Origin of the sequence: Halobellus sp. MBLA0158 (assembly GCF_041477585.1) — an archaeon.
Taxonomy (GTDB): Archaea; Halobacteriota; Halobacteria; order Halobacteriales; family Haloferacaceae; genus Haloquadratum; species Haloquadratum rubicundus.
This window is the reverse complement of the sequence record NZ_JBGNYA010000001.1, coordinates 1,541,091-1,562,039: the sequence shown is the minus strand read 5'-3', so window position 1 is coordinate 1,562,039 and position 20,949 is coordinate 1,541,091. Positions and strand designations below refer to the sequence as shown.

Annotated in this window: 16 protein-coding genes; 5 read left to right on the top strand and 11 right to left on the bottom strand. The window is 65.2% G+C overall.

All coding sequences use genetic code 11. The features are described 5' to 3' along the window. Window positions 1-2 precede the first annotated feature (2 nt). From OS889_RS08070 to OS889_RS08055, 4 genes are all read right to left on the bottom strand, one after another. On the bottom strand, window positions 3-1,193 hold the full coding sequence (locus OS889_RS08070) for a thiolase C-terminal domain-containing protein (RefSeq protein WP_372388850.1): 1,191 nt from the start codon (window positions 1,191-1,193) through the stop codon (window positions 3-5). Continuing rightward, a complete protein-coding gene (locus tag OS889_RS08065) occupies window positions 1,194-3,140 on the bottom strand; it encodes a 3-hydroxyacyl-CoA dehydrogenase/enoyl-CoA hydratase family protein (RefSeq protein ID WP_372388849.1) in 1,947 nt (648 codons plus the stop codon). A 155-nt stretch (window positions 3,141-3,295) separates the two neighbouring features. Continuing rightward, complete coding sequence (locus OS889_RS08060; RefSeq protein ID WP_372388848.1) at window positions 3,296-4,303, bottom strand: branched-chain amino acid ABC transporter permease; 1,008 nt, start codon at window positions 4,301-4,303, stop codon at window positions 3,296-3,298. Then, on the bottom strand, window positions 4,300-5,154 hold the full coding sequence (locus OS889_RS08055) for a branched-chain amino acid ABC transporter permease (protein ID WP_372388846.1): 855 nt from the start codon (window positions 5,152-5,154) through the stop codon (window positions 4,300-4,302). The genes OS889_RS08060 and OS889_RS08055 overlap by 4 nt, the downstream gene beginning before the upstream one ends. Window positions 5,155-5,262: 108 nt before the next feature. On the opposite strand from OS889_RS08055, the gene OS889_RS08050 reads away from it, so the two are divergent. Together OS889_RS08050 and OS889_RS08045 are read left to right on the top strand one after the other, a co-directional pair. Continuing rightward, window positions 5,263-5,988 carry an ABC transporter ATP-binding protein gene (locus tag OS889_RS08050; protein ID WP_372388845.1) on the top strand — a complete coding sequence of 242 codons (726 nt, stop codon included), beginning with the start codon at window positions 5,263-5,265 and terminating at the stop codon, window positions 5,986-5,988. Then, entirely contained in the window at window positions 5,985-6,689 is a 705-nt protein-coding gene (locus OS889_RS08045; protein WP_372388843.1) for an ABC transporter ATP-binding protein, read from the top strand. The genes OS889_RS08050 and OS889_RS08045 overlap by 4 nt, the downstream gene beginning before the upstream one ends. A gap of 21 nt (window positions 6,690-6,710) precedes the next feature. Here the strand turns inward: OS889_RS08045 and OS889_RS08040 are convergent, their stop codons facing one another. The 3 genes from OS889_RS08040 to OS889_RS08030 all read right to left on the bottom strand — a co-directional run bounded on the left by OS889_RS08040 (window position 6,711) and on the right by OS889_RS08030 (window position 10,636). Then, window positions 6,711-8,030, bottom strand: a complete 1,320-nt coding sequence (locus OS889_RS08040) for an ABC transporter substrate-binding protein (RefSeq protein WP_372388842.1) — start codon at window positions 8,028-8,030, stop codon at window positions 6,711-6,713. Window positions 8,031-8,104: 74 nt separating this feature from the next. After that, window positions 8,105-9,775 carry an acetate--CoA ligase gene (locus tag OS889_RS08035; RefSeq protein ID WP_372388840.1) on the bottom strand — a complete coding sequence of 557 codons (1,671 nt, stop codon included), beginning with the start codon at window positions 9,773-9,775 and terminating at the stop codon, window positions 8,105-8,107. 99 nt (window positions 9,776-9,874) lie between these two features. After that, window positions 9,875-10,636, bottom strand: coding sequence for an IclR family transcriptional regulator (locus OS889_RS08030; protein ID WP_372388838.1), 762 nt, complete (start codon window positions 10,634-10,636; stop codon window positions 9,875-9,877). Window positions 10,637-11,266: 630 nt separating this feature from the next. Between OS889_RS08030 and OS889_RS08025 the strand changes: the two genes are divergently transcribed. Beyond that, a complete protein-coding gene (locus OS889_RS08025) occupies window positions 11,267-13,207 on the top strand; it encodes an archaea-specific SMC-related protein (RefSeq protein ID WP_372388836.1) in 1,941 nt (646 codons plus the stop codon). 48 nt (window positions 13,208-13,255) lie between these two features. After that, window positions 13,256-13,873, top strand: coding sequence for a rod-determining factor RdfA (gene rdfA, locus OS889_RS08020; RefSeq protein WP_372388834.1), 618 nt, complete (start codon window positions 13,256-13,258; stop codon window positions 13,871-13,873). Between the two features lie 15 nt (window positions 13,874-13,888). Here rdfA and OS889_RS08015 read toward each other — a convergent pair whose 3' ends face one another. The 3 genes from OS889_RS08015 to OS889_RS08005 all read right to left on the bottom strand — a co-directional run bounded on the left by OS889_RS08015 (window position 13,889) and on the right by OS889_RS08005 (window position 17,608). After that, window positions 13,889-14,647, bottom strand: a complete 759-nt coding sequence (locus OS889_RS08015) for an IclR family transcriptional regulator (RefSeq protein ID WP_372388832.1) — start codon at window positions 14,645-14,647, stop codon at window positions 13,889-13,891. 514 nt (window positions 14,648-15,161) lie between these two features. Then, on the bottom strand, window positions 15,162-16,505 hold the full coding sequence (locus tag OS889_RS08010; protein ID WP_372388830.1) for an aminomethyl transferase family protein: 1,344 nt from the start codon (window positions 16,503-16,505) through the stop codon (window positions 15,162-15,164). Between the two features lie 113 nt (window positions 16,506-16,618). Next, the gene (locus OS889_RS08005) at window positions 16,619-17,608 is read right to left on the bottom strand and encodes an amidohydrolase family protein (RefSeq protein WP_372388828.1); all 990 of its coding nucleotides are present in this window, start codon (window positions 17,606-17,608) and stop codon (window positions 16,619-16,621) included. Window positions 17,609-17,724: 116 nt separating this feature from the next. On the opposite strand from OS889_RS08005, the gene OS889_RS08000 reads away from it, so the two are divergent. Beyond that, window positions 17,725-19,167, top strand: coding sequence for an aldehyde dehydrogenase family protein (locus tag OS889_RS08000; protein ID WP_372388826.1), 1,443 nt, complete (start codon window positions 17,725-17,727; stop codon window positions 19,165-19,167). Window positions 19,168-19,188: 21 nt separating this feature from the next. On the opposite strand, the gene OS889_RS07995 is transcribed toward OS889_RS08000, so the two are convergent. Continuing rightward, a complete protein-coding gene (locus OS889_RS07995; protein ID WP_372388824.1) occupies window positions 19,189-20,901 on the bottom strand; it encodes a thiamine pyrophosphate-requiring protein in 1,713 nt (570 codons plus the stop codon). Window positions 20,902-20,949 lie beyond the last annotated feature (48 nt).

Genomic DNA, 20,949 nt, shown 5'->3' with positions numbered 1-20,949 from the left:
TGTTACGGTCGCTCCCGCGAGAGAGTCATCACGCTATGCACCGAGGCGCTCCCGCTGAGGTTGTGGATCAGGCCGTTTTCGGGGTCGGGCACCTGCCGCTCCGATTCGACGGTGCCGCGGAACTGATTGTACACCTCCAGCGCCTGGGAGACGCCGGTCGCGCCGAGCGGGTGGCCACAGCCGAGGAGCCCGCCGCGGGGGTTGACGGCGATGTCGCCGTCGAGTTCGCTTCGGCCCTCCTCGATGAATTTGCCGCCCTCGCCCTCCTCGGCCCAGCCGAGGGCCTCGTACTCGACGATCTCGCTGATCGAGAAGCAGTCGTGGACCTCCGCGACGTCGAGTTCGTCGACGGGGTCGTCGATGCCGGCCTGGTCGTAGGCCTGCTCGGCCGCGGTGGTCGCCTGCGGCCACGCCGAAAACGAGGGGAGATTGTTGATGGAGTTGCTCGCGAAGCACGCCTGACCGCTGCCGGTGATCCAGGCGGCCTCGTCTGTGACCTCGCGCGCTTTCTCCTCGCTCATCAGGACCAGCGCCGCGGCGCCGTCGGTGACGCCGCTGCAGTCGTACAGGCACAGCGGCGGCGACAGCTCGAAGGAGTCGTAGACGTCCTCGACGGAGACCTCCTTTTGGAACTGCGCGAACGCGTTGGAGGCGGCGTGGGTCTTATTCTTCGCGGCGACCTGCGCGAGCTGCTCGCGCGTGGTGCCGTACTCGTGCATGTGCCGCTGGGCGATCATCGCGAAGTACGGCGGCGCGTTGAAGCCGTTGACGCCGTCGAACTCCCGGTCCATCACGTTCGCCATACTCGTCTGGGCCTCCGCGGAGTACTCCCGCGGGAGGTTCATCTTCTCGACGCCCAAGACGAGCGCCGTGTCGAGTTGGCCGGCCGCGATGGCGAGCCACGCGTAGCGGAGCGCGGCCTGCCCGCTCGCGCAGGCGAGTTCGGTCCGCGCGATCATACTGTCGACGTCGACGCCGACCAACTCGGCGACCATCGGCGCGACGTGGGTCTGGAACGCGAACCGCTCGGGCTGGACCGAGCCGACGAAGAGCCCCTCGACGTCTCCGGGCTCTACTCCGGGGGTGTCGTCGAAGGCGGCCTTGCCGGCCTCCTGGATCAGGTCCTTGTAGCTGGCCTCGCGGACGCCCCACTTGGTGTGGCCGCCGCCGACGATACCGACGTTGCGCGTCATTCAGTCACCCCCGAAGTCGGGTTCCCGGTCTTGGTTGAACGCCGCGACGCCTTCGAGCATGTCGTCGGTCGTCGCCAGCAGGCCGAAGCCCTGCGCTTCGAGCGAGAGGCCGGTGTCGAGGCTGGCGTTCTGGCCCTCCTGGATCACCTGCTTCGCGACCTCCAGGGCCTTCTGCGGGCCGTTCGTGAGGTCCGAGACGACGTCGTCGATCGTCTCCTCGAACTCGTCTTCGGGGACGGCGCCGTTGAGGATGCCCCAGTCTTCGGCCTCTTCGGCCGAGAGCTGCTTGCCGCGGTAGATCAGCTCCTTCGTTCTGGGCTCGCCGACGAGGCGGACCAGCCGCTGGGTGCCGCCGCCGCCGGGGATCAGGCCGAGGTCGATCTCGGGGCTGCCGAGCCGCGAGCCCTCGGTCGCGTAGCGGAGGTCACACGCGAGCGTGATCTCCAGCCCCGCGCCGAGACAGAAGCCGTCGATCTTCGCGATCGTCGGCCGCGGGTACTCGTAGATCGTCTCGACGGTCTGGTCGACCGACGCGAGGTCGGTCGGTTCGGCGGTCGTGAAGCCGGTGATGTCGGCGCCGGCCGAGAAGGCGCGGTCGCCCGCGCCCTCGAAGACGACACACGAGACCTCCTCGTCGTCGACGGTTTCGAGGACCCGCTTGACCTCGTCGAACATATCCGTCGAGAAGGCGTTGAGGCGCTCCTCGCGGTCGAAGAGGACGTGGAGCTCGCCGGAGTCCTTCAGCTCGTGGGTGATGTAGTGGTACGGGCCGCCGTCGCGGTAGTCGTAGAAGCCCTTGCCTCCCTTCTCGCCGGTGTGGCCGTTCTCGACCAGTTCGACGAGGTAGTCTGCGGGCTCGTAGCGCTCGTCGCCGGTGCGCTCGTGGAGGTCCTCCAGTTTCTCCAGCACGCGGTCGAGGCCGAGCTTGTCGCCCGTCCGGCAGGTCCCCTCGGGGAGGCCGCCGCCGAGGCGCATCCCGATGTCGATGTCTTCGGGGTCGGCGACGTCGTCGCCGATCAGCTTCGCGGCCTCGTTTATCATCACCGACTCGATGCGGAGGGTGTCGATCCCCTCGCCGTCGGTCGGCTCGTAGTTGACACCCTCGCCGTCCTCGTAGTCGTAGAAGCCCTTGCCCGTCTTCCGACCGAGGTCGTCGTTCTCGACGCGGGACTCGATCGACTCGGGGACCGGATCGTCCCACTGCTCGCGGCTGTGGTAGAAGATGTCCAGTCCGCCGAAGTCGTTGAGCTCGAAGGGGCCCATCGGGTAGCCGCGCTGGAACACCATCGCGGCGTCGACGTCCTGGATCTCGACGTCGCCCTCGTCCAGCATGTAGCCGGCCTCGCCCATGAACGGCGTCAGGACGTTGTTGACGACGAACTGCGGGACGTCCTTGCGCACGCGGATCGGCGTCTTGTCAAGCGACTCGACGAACTCGATGCCGGCGTCGACGACCTCTGCTTTGGTCTTCTCGCCGGAGACGACCTCGACGAGGTCCATCTTCACCGGCGGATTGAAGAAGTGCATCCCGCAGACGTACTCCGGTCGGTCCGTCGCCTCGGCGATGTCGCTCACTCGGAGGCTGGAGGTGTTCGTCGCCATAATCGTCTCCGGGCCCGCGGCGGCGTCCACGTCGGCGAAGACGTCGCGCTTGATCTCCAGGTCCTCGGGCGCGGCCTCGATCACGAGGTCGACGTCCTCGACGGCCGCTTCGAGGTCGACGGTGGTCGAGATCCGCGCGAGCACCTCTTCGGGCTCCTGGTCGATCTGGTCCTTCTCGGCGAGCTTGCCGAGGCTCCACTCGATGTTGTCGTACCCCTCCTCGACGAGGTCCTCCTCGATGTCGCGCATCACGACATCGTAGCCGGCGATGGCGGCCACTTCCGCGATACCGTGACCCATACTGCCGGCTCCGAGGACTGCGAGGCTCTCGATTTCTGCGTCCATCAGTTGAAACTTCGGATCGTTCATATTTAATGTGTCGGTGCCAGCATCGCGCGGAGCGAGCGTCGCCGAAGGCGAGACAATGCGGGGCGAGGCGAGGCTACGCGATGCGACGCTACACGATTCGATCGGCGGCGAAAATCAGTCGGGTCGGAGCGCTATTCGGCCTTCCCGCGGTCGAGGACCGATCCCAGGGGGGTCCGCTCGGCGAGCAGTTCCGTCGCCGAGGGGACGATGCCGTCCCGGAAGTAGAGGAACAGGATCGTCAGTAGGAGGCCGAACGCGACGGTCCGCCACTGGCCGAAGTTCCCCAGGATGTTGTCAATGTAGATGATCACCGCGGCGCCGACGAGCGGCCCGTATCGCGAGCGCAGCCCGCCGAGGACGAGCACGATCAGCACGAGCACGTCGATGGAGTTGAAGCTGTACAGCGACGGGATGATGATCCCGGTCGTCTGGCCGTAGAACGGCCCGACGAGCCCGATGACGAAGGTGGCGATGAACCCGGCGAACACCTTCAGCTTGATCACGTCGACGCCGGTCGCGCGGGCGGCGAACTCGTCCTGCCGGATCGCGGCGAACGCCAGCCCGTACTTCGAGCGCCGCAGCCACGTGTACAGCCCGAGCACGCCGGCGAAGATCGCGACCAGCACGTAGAACTGGATCGCGTAGGAGCCGAGCCCCGTCGCCTGCTCGATGGCCGGGAGCTGGAGCCCGCTGAACGGGAAGCCGGTGCTGCCGCGGGTGATGTCCCGCAGGCCGACCAGGAGCTCGGAGATGATCATCTGAGAGGCGAAGGTCACGATCGCCAGCACGATCACCGTGAACTGCCGGCGGGCGGCCACGTAGCACACCAGCGCGCCGAAGACGCCAGCGAAGAGCGCCCCCAGGAAGAGCGTGAGCCACGGGGAGATCCCGAGCGCGTCCGCGGTCAGCGCGGTCGTGTACGCGCCGACGGCGGCGATCCCGCCCATAAAGAGGATCAGCTGGTCGGTCTCGCCGAAGATGATGTTCAGCGCCATCGCGAGGATGGCGAAGATCATCACGCGGATGAACCGCCGCGAGATGTAGGTCGTCGAGGGGTCGAAGAACACGAGCGGAATGGCGAGCAGCACTGCGAACACGATGACGGTCGGGAGCCGGTCGCGGGTGACGTTCACGTTCATGATATCTGCTCCGGTTTGTAGATCAGTACGGCGATTGCAGCGGCGAACAGCGTCACGGTGGCGAGGTACGAGCCGAACAGCGCGCCCGCGACGGTGATCACGATACCGAGGACGACCCCGGCCGCGACCGTGCCGCGGATGCTGTCGACGCCACCGACGATCGAGACCATAATCGCGAAGGTCGTGAGCTCGAAGGAACTCGCGGGCGTCACCTCGGCGTCAAGCGCGTAGAGGACGCCGCCCGCCCCGGCGATGGCCGCGCTCAGGACGAACACGATCGACTGGACGCGGCGGGGACGGATCCCACAGAGGATCGCCCCGGTCTCGTCCTGGATGACGGTCCGGGTCGCGATCCCCAGGTACGTGTGGTTGAAGAAGTAGTAGATGAGCCCGAACAGGACGCCGGCCGCAGCGATGACCGCGAGCGACGACCCCGTGATGCTCACCCCGGCGAGCGACACCGAGGACACGCTGCTTTCGAGGAAGTAGCTCTCCGCGAAGAACACGAAGAGCAGTCCCTCGAACAGCAGCGACAGGCCGAGCGTGACGAAGATGCCGAGCAGCACCCGGTCTTCGCCCTCTTCCCTGTAGACCAGGGAGATGACCGATCGATCCAACACGAACGCGAACAACGCGACGGCGGCGACGCCGCCGAGCCCGGCGACGAGCAGCTCGGGGACCGTTCCCAGGATGAGGGAACAGGCGATCACGGCGACCACGGCGAAGACGCCGATCAGGAGGTTGAGGATGCCCCCCAACCCGAAGACGAGCGTGATCCCCAGCCCGAAGAGTGAGAGGATCATTCCCCTCGCCAGTCCGTCGATAAGCAGTTCTATGCCTCTGGCAAGCATACTGGGCCATCGTTGTACTGTGTGTATAAATATTATGGATATCGCAACGGCGGCTTCGGCACCTACTCCATCGAATTATTTATGTAGAATCGTGGGAAAGCCGGACCTGTGCTAACCGCCACCAACGTAACCAAGCGATTCGGCGGGCTAGTCGCCGTCGACGGCGTCGATTTCGACATCGGCGACGAGGAGATCGTGGGCCTGATCGGGCCGAACGGGGCGGGCAAGACGACCCTGTTCAACACGATCACCGGGGTCCACCCGCCCAACGAGGGCTCGATCACCTTCGACGGCGAGGAACTGGTCGGCAAGACGCCGAACCAGGTGGCCCAGCTCGGCGTCGCCCGGACCTTCCAGGCCGTCCGGACGTTCAACGAATCGAGCGTCCTCGACAACGTCCTGATGGGCGCGGTCTTCGGCAACGACGAGTCGGTGCCGATGGACGAGGCCGAAGAACGCGCCCGCGAGGCGCTCGCCTTCGTTGGCCTCGACGGCCGCGCGGACGAAGAGGCCGGCTCGCTGACCATCGCCGACCGGAAGCAGCTCGAACTCGCGAAGGGACTGGCCGCCGAGCCGAGGCTGATCCTCGTCGACGAGATCGGCGCGGGGCTGACGCCCGCGGAGATCGACGAGATCACCAAGACGCTCGAACGCGCCCGCGACGAGCGCGGGGTCTCCGTGTTCTGGATCGAACACATCATGGAGGCGATCATGAGCGTCACAGACCGGATCATCGTCCTCAATCAGGGCGAGAAGATCGCCGACGGGACTCCCGAAGAGATCCGCTCGAACGAGGAAGTCACCCAGGCGTACCTGGGGGAGGTGGACTCGTGAGCCTCATCGACGTCGATGGCCTGGACGTCCACTACGGCGAACTCCAGGTCCTCTGGGACGTCTCCCTTGAGGTCCGCGAGGACGACTCGGTCGTCTCGATCGTCGGGCCGAACGGCGCGGGGAAGACGACCCTCCTCAAGACGCTCTCGGGCATCCTGACGCCGACGAACGGCCGCGTCGAGGTGCTCGGTCAGGACGTCACCGAGGCACCCTCCGACGACATCGTCGAGCGCGGCTTCGTCCAGGTCTCCGAGGAGCGCAATCTGTTCGGCGACCTCTCGGTCGAGAAGAACCTCCGGATGGGCTCGTTCACCAAGCGTGAGGCCTTCGAGGAGAACCGCGATATGGTGTTCGAGATGTTCCCCGTCCTCGAAGAGCGGCGCGACCAGAAGGCGCGGACGCTCAGCGGCGGCGAGCAGCAGATGCTCGCGATCGGCCGCGGGCTGATGGCCGAACCGAAGGTGCTGGCGTTCGACGAGCCCTCGAACGCGCTCGCGCCGCAGTTGGCCGAACAGGTCTTCGAGACGATCGAGGAGATCTCCGACGACGTGACGGTCGTGCTGATCGAACAGCACGTCGACCGCGCGCTGGGCCTCGCCGACCGCGGGTACCTCCTGGAGAACGGCCGGATCCAGACCGAGGGGACCGGCGAGGAACTGCTCCACTCTGACGCGATCAAAGAAGGGTATCTCCGCGGATAGCGGAGCGGTTCTGTTACGTTTCTACGAGAGGATGTCGCTCGACGGATCGTAGGCCGGCAGCGGCTCGGAGCGGAACTGCTCGGTCAGATTGACGCTGCCGTCGGGGTAGTACTCCGGCGCGCCGGACTCGAAGCCGACCATCAGCTGGACGAGGTTCTGGAGTTCGCCCCACTCGGTGTACTGCAGCGGCGAGGCAAACAGCGTGTCGAGTTCGATGTTCCGGATGGAGTCGGCGACGGCGACGGGGTTGGCCTCGCCGGCGTCCTCGATCGCGGCCGCGATGAGGTCGGCGACGACGTAGCCGACGGCGTTCAGGACGCCGAACCAACCGCCCGTCTGGTCGTAGAAGCGCTGGGCGACCTCGGCGTACTGGTCGGAGAACGGGTCGGGCTGGGTCTGCGCGAGGAAGCCCTGGGTGACCGAGTCGCCGAGCGCGTTGGCCGAGAGCTTCGCGTCGCTGCGACCGATGACGTAGTCGGGATTGACGTTCGAGAGCCCCTGGAGCTGATTGTAGATCGTGAACACGCCCGGCGGGTGGCTCGCCGTGATGAGCAGGTCCAGGTCGTCCGGCATCGCGCGGAGGTAGGTCGTGAAGGAGCTCTCGCCGAACGGCGCGACCTCCATATGCACGTTGATGTCGTCGGGGAAGATCGCGTTGATGCTCTGCTCCCAGGCGCGGCCGTAGGAGTAGTCGGCGATGATGGCGCCGACGTTCTGGAAGCCCTGGTCCTCGATGAACTGGCTCACCGCGCGGGCGTTCGTCGGGGCAGGTGCCAGGCCCATCCGGAAGTTGTAGCGGGAGTCCCGCGAGAGGAACTCCGAGCTCCCGACGAACTGCGGGACGTGCGGCACCTGATTCTGCTCTGCGATCGGCGCGACGGTCAGCCCGATGTCGCTGGAGATCGACCCGGTCAGCGCGACGGCGTCTTCGGCCTCGATGAGCTCGGTCGCGAGGGTGCTCGCCTCCGCGGGATCCAGCTGCGTGTCCCGGTCCTCGAAGGCCAGATTGCGGCCGAGCACGCCGCCGTCGGCGTTGATCTCCTCGCGTCGGAAGTTGAAGCCGTCGACGAACTCCTGGGTGGTCTGGGCGTACGGCCCCGTGTACGGCTGGAGGCCGCCGACGACGATGTCGCCCTCGCCGCCGCTGCTGCCGGTGGTGGCGCCGTCGCCACCGGTGGTTCCGTCGCCGCCGCCACCGTCACCGCCGCCGTCTCCGTTGCCGCCGCCGTTACCGCCGCCCATACACCCGGCGAGCGAGCCGGCAACGACGCTGGCGCCGGTCAGTTTCAAGAAATTACGTCGGTCTGTCGAGTCAATCCCACTGGTGTTACCAGATGACATAGAAGTTAGTGATAGTTCGGCATTACATATATCTTTCTACTGCTTTCCGAAGACGGAGGAGAGGAGCCGACGCGCTACTCGTCCGGGAGGGACTGCCGCTTGATCTTCCCGGTGGTCGTCATCGGGAGGTCCTCGACGAACTCGACCTCGCGGGGGTACTCGTACTTCGCCAAGCGGTCCTTCACGTACTCCTGGAGCTCCTCGACGAGGTCCTGGCTCGCCTCGTAGCCGTCGTCGAGCACGACGAACGCCTTCGGGATCTCACCGCGGGTCTCGTGGGAGACGCCGGCGACGCCGACGTTCCGGACCGCCGCGTGGGTGAGCATCGCCTCCTCGATCTCCTTGGGCGCGATGCGGTACCCCGAGCTGATGATGAGGTCGTCCGCGCGCGAGTGGAACCTGAAGTAACCGTCCTCGTCGAAGGAGACGAGGTCATCGGAGAAGAGCCACCCGTCCTGGACCGTCTGCTCCGTCTTCCGGGGGAGATCGAGGTACTCGACGAACAGCATCGGATCGCCCTCGTACCGGACGGCCAGTTCGCCGATCTCGCCGGGCTCCTCGATGCGCTCGCGGGTCTCGGGGTCGAAGACGGCGACGTCGTGACCCACGGAGGGGACCCCGAAGTAACCGATCCGGTGATCGAGGCCGACCGCCGGGTCGTCGGAGATGAGCCCGCCGATCTCGGTGGTGCCGTATCCCTCGAGGAACGAGGCGTTCTCGAAGGTCTCTGTCACCCACTCGATGATGTTCTCGTCGGCGGACTCGCCGCCGGTCGTGAACGACTGGACGCTCCCGAGGTCGTAGCGGCCGGCCGGGTCTTCGACCTGCATCATCATCCGGACGGCCGTCGGCGGGAGGTTCAGGTGGGTGACGCCGAACTCCTCGATGAGCTCGAACTCGACATCGGGCTCGAAGCTCTGGCCCGAGTACCCGACGACCGGGACGCCGTAGAACAGCGCCGGCAGCACGACGCCGGGGAGCGACATAATCCAGGACCACTCGGAGACGGTCCGCAGCACCTGGTCGTCGTCGGTCCTGCCGCCCTGGAGGCTGAGGAACTGCGGGAGCTCGCCGAGCAGGTGCCGGTGGGCGTGGATCACGCCCTTCGGCTTGCCGGTCGTCCCGCTGGTGTAGATGATGAACGCCCGGTCCTCGGCGTCGGTCGCCGCCGTCTCGAAGTCCGCGGACTGCCCCTCGATCGCGTCCCAGAAGTTCACTTCGTCCTCCCGGTCGAAGTCGTCGTTGGTGACGATCAGGTCCAGGGAGTCGACGTCGTCGCGGATCTCGCGGACGGCGTCGACGGCGCCCTCGTCGACGAGGAAGGCGTCGGCGCCACAGTCGTCGAGTCGGTAGCGGACGCCGTCGGTCCCGAGGAGGACCGTGAGCGGCACCGAGACGGCGCCGATCTTGAACACCGCGAGGTGACCCGCGAGCGACTCCAGGCGCTGGGTCCCGTTGATCGCGACGCAGTCGCCCGGTCCGATCCCCTGCTCGACGAGGTAGTTCGCAAAGCGGTTCGCACACCGCTGGACCTGTCGGAACGTGTAGGCCGTCTCCTCGCCGTCCGACGAGCGGTGATACAGCGCGACGCGGTTCTTCCGGGCGTCGGCCCACCGGTCGCAGACGTACTCGGCGATGTTGAACTGCTCTGGGACCTGCCACTCGAACCACTCTTCGATCTCCTCGATCGTCTCGAAATCCCGTTCGTGGTAGTAGTATTTCTCTAGTTCGCGTGGATCAGCCATCGTTATTGGCGGATTGTAATTAACTATCTTAAATATTCTGTCTGGGGGAACGTGGCGCCACGACGCCGCACGACAGCGTCCGAGACTCTCGAACGGCGTTCAGGGAGCGTACTGGTAGTTGACCGAGACGATGTTCGCCGACTTCTGTACCTCGGCGGCGAGCCTCTCCCGGTAGTCGTCTTCGAGCAGGCGGTCGCTCGGACAGACGATGCCGAGCGACCCGATGGCGCGGCCGTCGATCGTGACCGGCGCGGCGACGGCGCCCATCCCGACCACCTGTTCGTTCCGGTCGGCGCAGTAGCCCTCCTGTCGGATCGCTTCGAGTTCCGCGGCGAGTTCGTCGGGGTCGGTGATCGTGTACTCGGTGCGCGCTTCGAGCCCCTGCGTGTCGATGATCTCCTGGATCCGCTCGTCGTCGAGGTGCGCGAGGATCACCTTGCCGCCCGCGTGGGTGTGAATCGGCGTCCGAAGCCCCGGATAGATCCCGAGCCGGAGCGAGTCGGCGCCGAACTCCGTGTGGAGGATCACGAACTCGCCGCGCTCTTCGACGTTGACGCTGGCCTGCTCGCCGGTCTCTTCGACCAGGCGTTCGAGTTCCGGCTTCGCGACGTGAAACAGCCGATTGCGGTACTTCACCTGGCCGCCGAGTTCGAGCACCTGAAACCCGAGCCGATAGGTCCCGTCGTCGTTGACGACGTAGCCCATCGTCCGCAGCGTCCGGAGGTAGTCGTGGACCGTGCTCTTCGGGAGGTCCAGTTGGCGCGCCAGCTCCGCGACGCCGACCTGCTTCTGCTGTTTGAGCACGTCCATTATCTCGAAGGCCCGACGGATGGTCTTCAGCGGGGGAGCGTCGTCGGTCATTCCTGTGCGGACGCTTGCACTCCATCGACCTAAGTACTGCGGTTATCTCGAACAGATTTCGATCTCGTAGCGAACGGACGGGAGGCGGTCGCAAACGCCGTAGATCCGTCATTTCGAACGTTTATCATATGTGTAGTAACCGTTTCGAACGGCCAAAATCGGCGCATTCCGGACCCTCTCTCCGATTCTGTATCTACTGAATGTCGTTCGGTTTATTCGAATGATACGTTGGTTTCCTCGGAGAGGTCGTCGGATTCGGTGGGACCCCCCTCGACGGGATCAGTTCGCTGCGAGACGGGAACTGCGCGCGGTACTCTTGAGCCACGTGCGCGTCCTACACGCGTAACGGAAGTACGACTGTTATCTTCTGTCTCTGGGCCGGGAACTCCCGATTCTGTCCCCGGTTCCTCTCGCTCCCGACGAATCGGCCTTCGACCCGAGGTAGTGGCCCCCGTTCCGCGGCGCGGACCCGGTCGGCGCGCGCGACAGGGATTCCCGCCGCGTCGCCGACGAGAGATGGGTCGAAACCGCCCGACGGTTCGATGATCTCGAACGGGCGTCGCCGTGAACGGGTACTCAGTGTCGAGTTGTTGCACAAAGCATTTATACACGAGCGTAGTTACACGAAATATGGCTACTTCGGAACAATTGGCTGACTCCGCTCACTTCTCCGTCGAGAACGTCGGGGGGATCGATCGAACTGAAGTCGACATTCCGCCCGGCGTGACGGTTCTGACCGGCAAGAACGCGACGAATCGGACCTCCTTCCTCCGCTCGATTATGGGTGCGATGGGCAGCGAGCGCGTCGCCCTGAAAGGCGACGCCGACCGGGGCCGCATCGAACTCACGCTCGGCGATACGACCTACGAGCGAACCCTCAAGCGCGTCGGCGACGGCGTCCAGTTCGAGGGGGAAGCCTACCTCGACGACCCCGAGGTCGCCGATCTCTTCGCGTTCCTCCTCGAAACGAACGACGCCCGCCAGGCCGCCGCTCGCGACGAGCAACTCCGGGACGTCATCATGCGCCCCGTCGACGTCGAGGCCATCCGCTCGGAGATCCGCCGCCTCGAAGACGAAAAGGGCGATATCAACGACGAACTCGCCCGCATCGAATCGGAAAAGCGCGAGCTTCCAGAGCTGGAACGCCGACGCAACACCCTCCGGGAGAAGATCGAAGACAAGCGCGAGGAACTGGCCGACCTCGAAGAGGACATCGACGACAGCAGCCGCGACGTCGAACAGGGCCGCAAGGAACAGGCCGAACTCGAAGACAAGCTCCAGGAGCTCCGCGAGACCCGCTCGGAGCTCGAATCCGTCCGCCGGAAGATCGAGCGCCAAGAGGAGAGCATCTCCTCGCTGAAGCGCGAACGGAGCGAGCTCGAAGACGACCTCGACGAGCTCCCGGAGACGCCGATGGGCGACCACCGCGACCTCGAAGCCGAGATCGACCGGCTCCGCTCGAAGCGCCAGGACCTCAACGCCGAGATCAACGAGCTCCGCAGTCTGATCCAGTACAACGAGGAGCGGCTCGAAGCCGAGGACTACGAACTCCTCCAGGACGGCGGCGCCGCCGCCGAGAGCGGCTCCGTCACCGACCAGCTCGTCGGCGAGGACGCGGAGACCGTCGTCTGTTGGACCTGCGGCTCGTCGGTCGAGCGCGGCCAGATCGAGTCCACGATCGACCGGCTGAAGGACCTTCGGAGCGAAAAGGTCGAACAGCTCAACGAGGTCAAAAGCGACCTCGAAGCCCGGAAAGAAGAACAGCGGGAGGCGACCAAAAAGCAGCGTCGCCGCACCGAGATCGAGCGCAAGATCGACGACATCGACGACGAACTGGATCGCCGGAGCGACCAGATCGACGCGCTGAAAGACCAGCGCGAGTCGCTGACCGACGAAGTCGAGGCTCTCGAATCCGAGGTCGAGAACCTCGAATCCGCCGACTTCGACGAGATCCTCTCGCTCCACAAGGAGGCCAATCAGCTGGAGTTCGAGATCGACAGCCTCGAATCGGACCTCGACGAGGTCACAGACGAGATCGAGTCGATCGAGGCCGACGTCGAGCGCGCGGACGACCTCCGCGAGCAGCGCTCGGAACTGGTCGACGAACTCACAGACCAGCGGACGAAGATCGACCAGATCGAGGCCGAAGCGGTCGAGTCCTTCAACGAACACATGGAGTCGATCCTCGATCTGCTGGGGTACGAGAACATCGAGCGGATCTGGATCGAACGCATCGAGGAGGGCGACGCGAGCGGCGCCCAGACCCGCTTCGAGCTCCACATCGTCCGGACGACCGAAAACGGCGCGGCCTACGAGGACACGATCGACCACCTCTCGGAAAGCGAACGCGAGGTCACGGGCCTGATCTTCGCGCTCGCGGGCTATCTCGTCCACGACCTCCACGAGACGGTGCCGTTCATGCTCTTGGACTCCCTGGAGGCGATCGACTCCGATCGGATCGCCGCTCTGGTGGAGTACTTCGCGGACTACGCGGACTACCTCGTGGTCGCGCTCCTGCCCGAAGACGCCCAGGCGCTCGACGACGACTTCACCCGCGTCACCTCGATCTGATCGAGACGAACCGAACCGACTATCTTTCCCGGCCGAACACAGCATCCAATGGCAGACACGACCGACGACCGACCATCGAGCAAGGTCGCACGGCTGATCGACGAGTACGACCTCGAAGGACTCGGGGACGAACTGGAAGTGCGCTGGACCGGCGACGGCGTCGAGCGGACGAGCCTCCGCGATCTCGCGGACTACTTCAACAAGCGGATCCTGGAACAGGCGCTCATCGACGCCGGACTGAGCGCCCTCGAAAGCGACGTCGACTCGACGTACCGGAACCTCACCGACGACGACATCAGCACCGGGGTCCGGACCGACACCCGCAACCGCCTCGAACAGAACGGCATCGACGTCAACAAACTGGAATCGGATTTCGTCAGCTATCAGGCGATCCGCTCGTACCTGACGGAGTACCGCGGCGCGGAGTATCACCACCTCACCGACGAGGAGAAAGTCGAGAAGGACCTCCAGAGCATCCAGCGGCTGATGACGCGGACGCTTTCTGTGACCGAAGAGCGGATCGAGAAGCTCCGCGAGACCGGTCGCATCGAGGCCGCCGACTTCGAGGTGCTCCTCGATCTGCAGGTGCTGTGTCAGCAGTGCGGCGAGCAGTACTCCATCGCGGAGTTCCTCGAAGGCCGCGGCTGTCAGTGCCAGAGCGCGTGAGACCGTCGGCGGGCCTCACGCCTGACTGAGTTTCAATTCCAGTTCGTTCGCGGCACCGAGGATTTGATCGACGATGCCGTCTTTCAGCTGGTGATCGGTCAGGCGGTTCGCCGGTCCGACGATGCTGATCGCGCCGACGACCTCGCCGTCGACGATGATGGCTTTGCCGACCGCACGCGCCCCCTCGACGTTCTCCTGGTCGTTGAGCGCGTAGCCGCGTTCCCGCGTCGCCTCGAGTTCGGCGGAGAGTGCCTCACGGGAGTCGATCGTGCGCTCTGTCTGCTGTGCGAATCCGTGGCGGTCGACGATTTCGTCGACGCGCTCCTCGGAGAGGTGCGCGAGGATCGCCTTGCCGGAAGCCAGATAGTGGAGGTGCGATCGGGTTCCGATCCGAGCGTGGGTCTGAACCGCGTGTTCGCCGAGCGCGTAATCGAGGTAGACGCCCATTCCGTGCTCCTCGGTGACGAGCCACGCGGCCTCGCCTGTCGCATTCGCCAACTGCTCGATCGTCGATTTCCCTTCGCGGGCGATCGGATGACGATCCCGCGCCGCGATGCCGTGATCTAACAGTCGGAGACCGAGGTCGTACTTCCCGTCGATTTTGACCAGATATTCGAGGTTATAGAGCGTCGAGAGGTAGTCGTGGGCCGTGCTCGTCGGCACGTCTAACGCCTCCGTGATTTCGGTGGTCCCCATCGGTCCGCGCTCCTGGAGCAGTTCGACAATCTCGGAGACGCGCTGGACCGAACGCAATTTCACAGCGTCGTTTGTCATTGTCTTACATCCCATTTAGGACCACGAAACGTTAGCTTTGCGATCCCGTAACGCCCAATTTTCCTCCGACAGACTCGGAATTCGGTTTCAGCTTACGAAGCGTGTGACGGCGGCGTTCTCGGTGGTCTGATCCAAATATAGTTATATGTTACCTATACACACAGACGTCTTCTTCGTTCCGAAACTGTCGAATCACCGCAGACGGGCATCGTCGCGTGATCTCGACCTGAATCGAGCGGTGATGGGTAAAAGTAACATATGTACATACGTTATTTTTACCGGGTGCGAGGTAATAGTTCACAATCTTTCGTGTTTTATTTTCCGAGACTGTCGGAATTTGAGCCTGGGACGGGATACCTTCCAGGCGGATCACGCGTTCCGTCCCACGGAGCCGCGGGATGGATGCTTCGCCGGTACCGAGATCGCCAGAAGATCCGCAGGAGGAATCCGACCAGGAACCGAAGCGACGAGAGAGAAATGCGAGAACGACCGGAAAAACGGCGATCCGACTGGTCTACTCGCCCTTCCGTCGATCGGGCGAGTACGGCACTTCGCCGACCGTGGCCGTGATCTCGGTCTGTTCGTGGCGCTCGACCTTCGGGTTCGGCGAGTCCTCTTCGCCCCACACGAGCGTGACCTCCGTGCCCGGCTCGGCGTGATCGACGTCGATACTACACAGCGAGATGATGGTACCAACGTCGTACTCGTACGAGCGCGAGTGCGAGAGACCGATCAGTTCGCCGTCTTTCAGTACTTCGTCGTAGTTCGCGCGGCCCCAGCCGATTCGCGGCAGTTCCATATACTTGTTACTCGGTCCCTCGCGGAACAGCGACGCGTAGACGTCGATTACGTCGTCTTCCTCCCAAGCCAGCGAGACGAGGGTCCGGTCGGGATCTTCGACCTTCGCTTCGAGCGCCTCGCGGCCGACGAAGTCGTGGTCGAAACTGATGAGTTTCTCGTACCCGAGTTCGAGCGGGTCCATATAGTAATCCGAGATGTCCTCGGAGACGAAGCTTCCGTCGATGGAGTAGGTCGCCTCTCGGCTATCGGCGTCGAGCCACTCGCGGTAGTCAGCCATCTCATCGACGTTATACAGCGGCGGCACGCCCGGAGGGACCCATCCGAGCTTCACCGAGAGCGTGTGGTAGGCCCGCGATCCCAACTGTCTGAGCCCGTAGTCTTCGCCAGCCTCGACGATGGCCTCCCGCACTTGGTCTGCCTTCTCGAAGGGGCCGATGAACTCGAAGCCGAACTCCGTGGACATCCCGTGGCCGAGCGCGATGGTCTCGACGCCCGCGAGGTCGATCGTATCGAAGTTGTAGAACGGGATCGAATCGAGATCGTCGTCTGTCACCTGTTCGAGCACGGGCCTGGCGTTGGGACCCTGGACCTGGAAGACGAACTTCTCGGGATCGCCCTCCTGCGCGGAGGTCCGCGGCTCGGTCTCGACCTCGACGTCGTAGTCCCCGGTCTCGACGTTGTACCGCACCCAGTTCGCCGCCAGCATCCCGGCGCTGTAGTACTCGTCCTCGGCGAGTTTGAGCATCGGCCCGTCGCCGATGATGTGACCGTTCGGATTGCACATCACCAGCTGCTTCGCCTTGCCGACCTCGTAGTTCTCGAAGCTGTTGACGCTCAGATCACGCAGTAGGTCTTCCGCGTCGGGGCCGGTGACGCGGAGCGAGGTCATATGATGCGAGAGGTTCGCCAGCGAGACGGTCTCGGTCACGGCGCGCTGCTCGTCACGCCAGTTCGTGATCTCGTTCGGAACGACGGGGAAGTTGTCCGTGTAATCGCCGCCCTTGCGGCGGAGCACTTCGACTGGATTACCGGACGCTTGAATCTCTGCAGGGTCCATACAGCGAAGGGTTCGACCCACATACTTAAATATATCCTACTCGGCAACGCGTCCGACACGAAAAGGAACCGCGGTGGTATGGCTCGCCCGCGGCGGATGGCTGTCGGTTGGCGTTACTCCAGATCGAGGAGCCGCTTGATGTTGCCCGAGAGGATCTTCTCCTTGTCCGCTTCGGGGATGTCGAGGTCCTCGATGAGCGGGATGATCTCGGTCGCCCAGTACTGACCCTTGTCGGGACCGAACGGGTAGTCGGCGCTGTAGACGACGTTGTCGGTGCCGAAGAACTCCAGCCCGCATTCGAGGGGATACGACTCGCCCTGGCTGCTGACCGCGGTGTCGCCGTAGATGCGGTCGAAGTACGCGTCGAGCGGCTCCGAGAGGTCGGCCATCGCGGGATTCTGATACAGCTCGGGCTCTTCCTTGCGCGTCTGGTACCACGAGCGGATGCGGCCGATCTGGTATGGGAACGAGCCGCCGAGGTGATGAGAGATGATTTCGATGTTCTCGTAGCGGTCGAGGACGCCCGAGAAGATAAGCCGCGCCAGCGCGATGTTGGTGTCGAACGGCCACGCCAGCATCTTGTAGATCCACGTGTGGGAGTTGTCGTAGTCGTGCCACTCCGCCAGCTGGGGATGGATCCACAGGGGGACGTCGAGGTCGTCGATCGTGGCGTAGAACTCCTCGAACTCATCGTCGTCGAGCATCCGCCCGTTGATGTTCGAGAAGATCTGGATGCCGTTCATCCCCAACTCCTCGACGCAACGGCGTGCCTCGTCGACGTACTCGTCGGTGAGGAACGGCACCGTGCCGGTCGGGATGAACCGGTCGTGTTCCTCGCCGATCCGGGCGATCTCGTCGTTGGCGACGCGCGTGGCCTCGATGCCGTCGTCGGGGTCGACGCCCTGCCAGATCATCGGCGCCGCGAGGTTGATCACCTGCCGGTCGATGCCGTTCGCGTCGAGGTAGTCGACCCGTCCCTCAATGTCGAACATCCGCGGAGCGTTACGGAGGCTCTCGATCTCGGAACTGGGATGGACCGATTCCAGTTCGTCGAGCGCCTCGTGGGACATAATGTGCGAAGTCGCGTCTATGATCTCGGGCATCGTTCGCCGTTTGGCGTACCACTACTTAAAACATTCTGTAGGTTTGGTGAGTGCCGATAGGTGTGAGGTGCCTCGCGGGGCAAAGCCTAATACCGACTGTTCGGTAACGTTCTGCTATGTCTCAAGAGCGAGTAGCGCACCGCGGGATGTTCGTCAACGGGAGCTACCACCAGTCCGACGACACCTTCGACGTCGAGGACCCTTCGACCGGCGAACAGATCGCGTCGGTCGCCGACGCCGGTCCGGACGGTGTCGACGCCGCGCTCGACTCTGCCGGGGATGCGCAGGCGGAGTGGGCGGCGATGGACCCCATCGAGCGCGGCCGGATCCTCCGCGATGTCGCCCGCGAACTCGAAGCCAACGTCGACGAGCTGGCCGAACTCGCGACGCAGGAGATCGGCCGACCGCTCGGCCAGTCGAAGGGGCTCGTCGGGAGCGCCGTCGATTATGTCGACTACTACGCGGGGATGACAGACAAGATCGAGGGCGAGAGCATCCCCGTGGGAGAGACGAAGCAGGCGTTCACCCGGAAGGAGCCGATCGGAATCAGCGCCCAGATCGTCCCGTGGAACGCGCCCGTACTCCTCACGTTCCGCGGCGTCGCGCCCGCCCTGGCCGCCGGCAACGCCGTCGTGGTCAAGCCTTCGCCGTTCGCGCCGGGGATCATCCTCAAACTGGCCGAGATCGCCAGCGAGGCCGGGCTGCCCGACGGCCTGTTCAACGTCGTTCCCGGCCTCGTCGAGACCAGCCAGGCACTGACGACCGACGACCGCGTCGATCAGATCACGTTCACCGGATCGGTCTCGACGGGCCAGATCGTCGGCAAGACCGCGATCGACCAGGTCGTCCCCACGGTGCTGGAACTCGGCGGCAAGAGCCCCGCCGTGGTCTTCGAGGACGCGGATCTGGATGCCGCTGTCGACGGCGCGATGAAGGCGATGACGCTCGTCAACGGTCAGGTCTGCTTCGCGACGACCCGCATCTTCGTCCATAAGGACGTCTACGACGAGTTCAAGCGGCGGTACGTCGACGCCGTCGAGTCGATCGAACTCGGCGCCGGGAAGGACAATCCCGATCTCGGTCCGGTGATCTCCCAGGACGCTCTCGAAGAGATCGACGGGTACGTCCGGGCGGCCGTCGACGACGGCGCGACGGCGCTCACCGGAGGCCAGCCCGCCGACCGTGCGGGTAACTTCTACGAGCCGACGATCATCGAGGGGGCCGACGACGACGCCGAGATCTCCTGCGAGGAGGTCTTCGGACCCGTCATCAACATCTACGAATTCTCCGACGAGGACGAGGTGATCCGCCGGGCCAACGACACCGAGTACGGGCTCTACGCCACCGTCTGGACGAACACGCTGGACCGGGCCCACCGCGTCGCCAACGGCATCGAGGCGGGGAGCGTGATGGTGAATCAGTACGCCGGCTCCCGTCCGCAGACGCCGTTCGGCGGCTACAAGAAGAGCGGTCTCGGCCGCGAGAAGGGGATGCAGGCGGTCGAACACTACACGCAGTTGAAGACGGTCAACGTCGAGATCGGATCCGTCGAGGAATAGCGCCGAGTCGCTTTTTCCGCCCTAGGGCCGTTCGACCTTCACGTCCAGCACCGCGGGCGTCCCGTCGTCGACCGCGGCGACCGCTGCGTCGAGCGCCTCACCGAGGTCGCCGGGGTCGCGCACGACCCGCGTGTGTGCGTCTACGACCTGTGCGGGCGCGGAGAGGTCCATCTCGGTCTCGACGTGGCTTTCCGGTACGGCGGCCTCGGCGGCCGCGCCCTCCGGGTACTGTGCGGTGGTCGCGCCCTCAACCGCGTTCCATCCCTGATTGTCGTAGACGACGGTTAGCGTCGGAGCGGCGGTCTCGGCGGCGAACAGCGCGCACGCGGAGGGGTTGGCGAAGAGATACGAGCCGTCGCCGACGAGCGAGATCACCCGCTTGTCGGGGTCTGCGAGCTTTGCTCCGATCCCCGCGCCGCCGGCCCAGCCGAGTCCGGCGCCGCCTTTCCAGAAGTACGATCCGGGCTCCGTGAGCGGGATCTGTGACATAATCGCCGGCCGGCTCGTCACGGCGTCCTCGACGATCACGGTGTCCTCGTCAACGACGTCGGCAATTGCGGCCGAGAGGACCGTCGGCGTGAGCCGCTCGGTACTCCGGTCGGCCTCCAGGCGCTCCCGGGCGTCGGCGTAACGCTCGGCGGCGACATCCTGCCAGAACTCTCGCCCAGTGGAGCCGTCGGCGGGATCTAGCTCTCCGGAGACCGCTTCGAGCGTCGCCGCCGGGTCCGCTCGGATCGTCTCGTCGATCGGAAACGGCCAGCGGGGGTAGGCGGGCTTCGTCGGCTGGCCGTCGATCTGGACGACCCGTGCGTCCGTGTCGGGGACGTCCCCGCTCGGGATCCACGGGACGTCGGCGTCCGCGACGACGACGAGATCCGCACGATCGAGCGCCGTTTCCGGGTCGAAGCCGAGGTGCTGCTCGTGGTCGCGAGGGAAACAGAGCGTCGTCGGCGTCTGCTCGACGACGCCAGCACCGGCAGATTCGGCGAAGTCGACGAGCGCCGACACGCGCTCGTCGGCCGGGTGGCGACCGATGTCGCTCGTGATCACGGCCGGGCGTTCGGCCCCGCGGACTAACTCGCGGAGACGCGCTACTCCCGCGGCGTCCGCTCCGCCGCTTCTGACCCGCCGCGGTTCGCCCGTTGCCGTCGCCTCCACCGGCTCGCTGAGCGCCTCGCGGGTCGCGGTCACGTAGACCGGTCCGGCCGGCTCCGAGCCGGCCCGCTCCAGTCCGCGTCGGACGGTCTCGGCCGGATCGGCCGGCGGGCGGTACTGGTCGCTCCAGCGGGTGTACTCCCGGACGATGCCGGGCTGGTCGAACACGTCCTGAAAGTAGTGGACCGGGTGATCGCGCGATCCGGAGTGCCCGGCGTCCGTCACGGGCGCGAGGCCGGCGAGCACGAAGACCGGCGCGTTCGCGCGGTGGGCGTTGTGCATCGCCGCGCCGAGGTTCTGGGTTCCGACGTCGACGTGGACCAGGACGACCTGCGGTTCGCCGGAGACGACCGCGTGGCCGTGGGCCGCGCTCATCGCGGCGAACTCGTGCGGACAGGAGACGATCTCGGGGATCTCGTCGTCCCGTCCCTCACGCCTGATCGCGGCGGCGGCTTCGAGCAGCGGCGTGTGGTCGGTGCCCAGGTTCGCGAAGACGCGCGTGACGCCCTGGCGGCGAAACGCGCGCAGGAACCTCGCGGCGGCGGTGCGGTCGGCTACGGTCTGATCGGGGTCTGACACGGAATGTCCCTCCAACGTGAGAACCCCACAGCGGAGTCGACCATAATG

What these genes read in the sequence shown, in the direction of transcription:
- OS889_RS08070 (WP_372388850.1), bottom strand. Translation starts at nt 1,193, where the DNA reads ATGACGCGCAACGTCGGTATCGTCGGCGGCGGCCACACCAAGTGGGGC.
- OS889_RS08065 (WP_372388849.1), bottom strand. Translation starts at nt 3,140, where the DNA reads ATGGACGCAGAAATCGAGAGCCTCGCAGTCCTCGGAGCCGGCAGTATG.
- OS889_RS08060 (WP_372388848.1), bottom strand. Translation starts at nt 4,303, where the DNA reads ATGAACGTGAACGTCACCCGCGACCGGCTCCCGACCGTCATCGTGTTC.
- OS889_RS08055 (WP_372388846.1), bottom strand. Translation starts at nt 5,154, where the DNA reads ATGCTTGCCAGAGGCATAGAACTGCTTATCGACGGACTGGCGAGGGGA.
- OS889_RS08040 (WP_372388842.1), bottom strand. Translation starts at nt 8,030, where the DNA reads ATGTCATCTGGTAACACCAGTGGGATTGACTCGACAGACCGACGTAAT.
- OS889_RS08035 (WP_372388840.1), bottom strand. Translation starts at nt 9,775, where the DNA reads ATGGCTGATCCACGCGAACTAGAGAAATACTACTACCACGAACGGGAT.
- OS889_RS08030 (WP_372388838.1), bottom strand. Translation starts at nt 10,636, where the DNA reads ATGACCGACGACGCTCCCCCGCTGAAGACCATCCGTCGGGCCTTCGAG.
- OS889_RS08025 (WP_372388836.1), top strand. Translation starts at nt 11,267, where the DNA reads ATGGCTACTTCGGAACAATTGGCTGACTCCGCTCACTTCTCCGTCGAG.
- rdfA (WP_372388834.1), top strand. Translation starts at nt 13,256, where the DNA reads ATGGCAGACACGACCGACGACCGACCATCGAGCAAGGTCGCACGGCTG.
- OS889_RS08015 (WP_372388832.1), bottom strand. Translation starts at nt 14,647, where the DNA reads ATGACAAACGACGCTGTGAAATTGCGTTCGGTCCAGCGCGTCTCCGAG.
- OS889_RS08010 (WP_372388830.1), bottom strand. Translation starts at nt 16,505, where the DNA reads ATGGACCCTGCAGAGATTCAAGCGTCCGGTAATCCAGTCGAAGTGCTC.
- OS889_RS08005 (WP_372388828.1), bottom strand. Translation starts at nt 17,608, where the DNA reads ATGCCCGAGATCATAGACGCGACTTCGCACATTATGTCCCACGAGGCG.
- OS889_RS08000 (WP_372388826.1), top strand. Translation starts at nt 17,725, where the DNA reads ATGTCTCAAGAGCGAGTAGCGCACCGCGGGATGTTCGTCAACGGGAGC.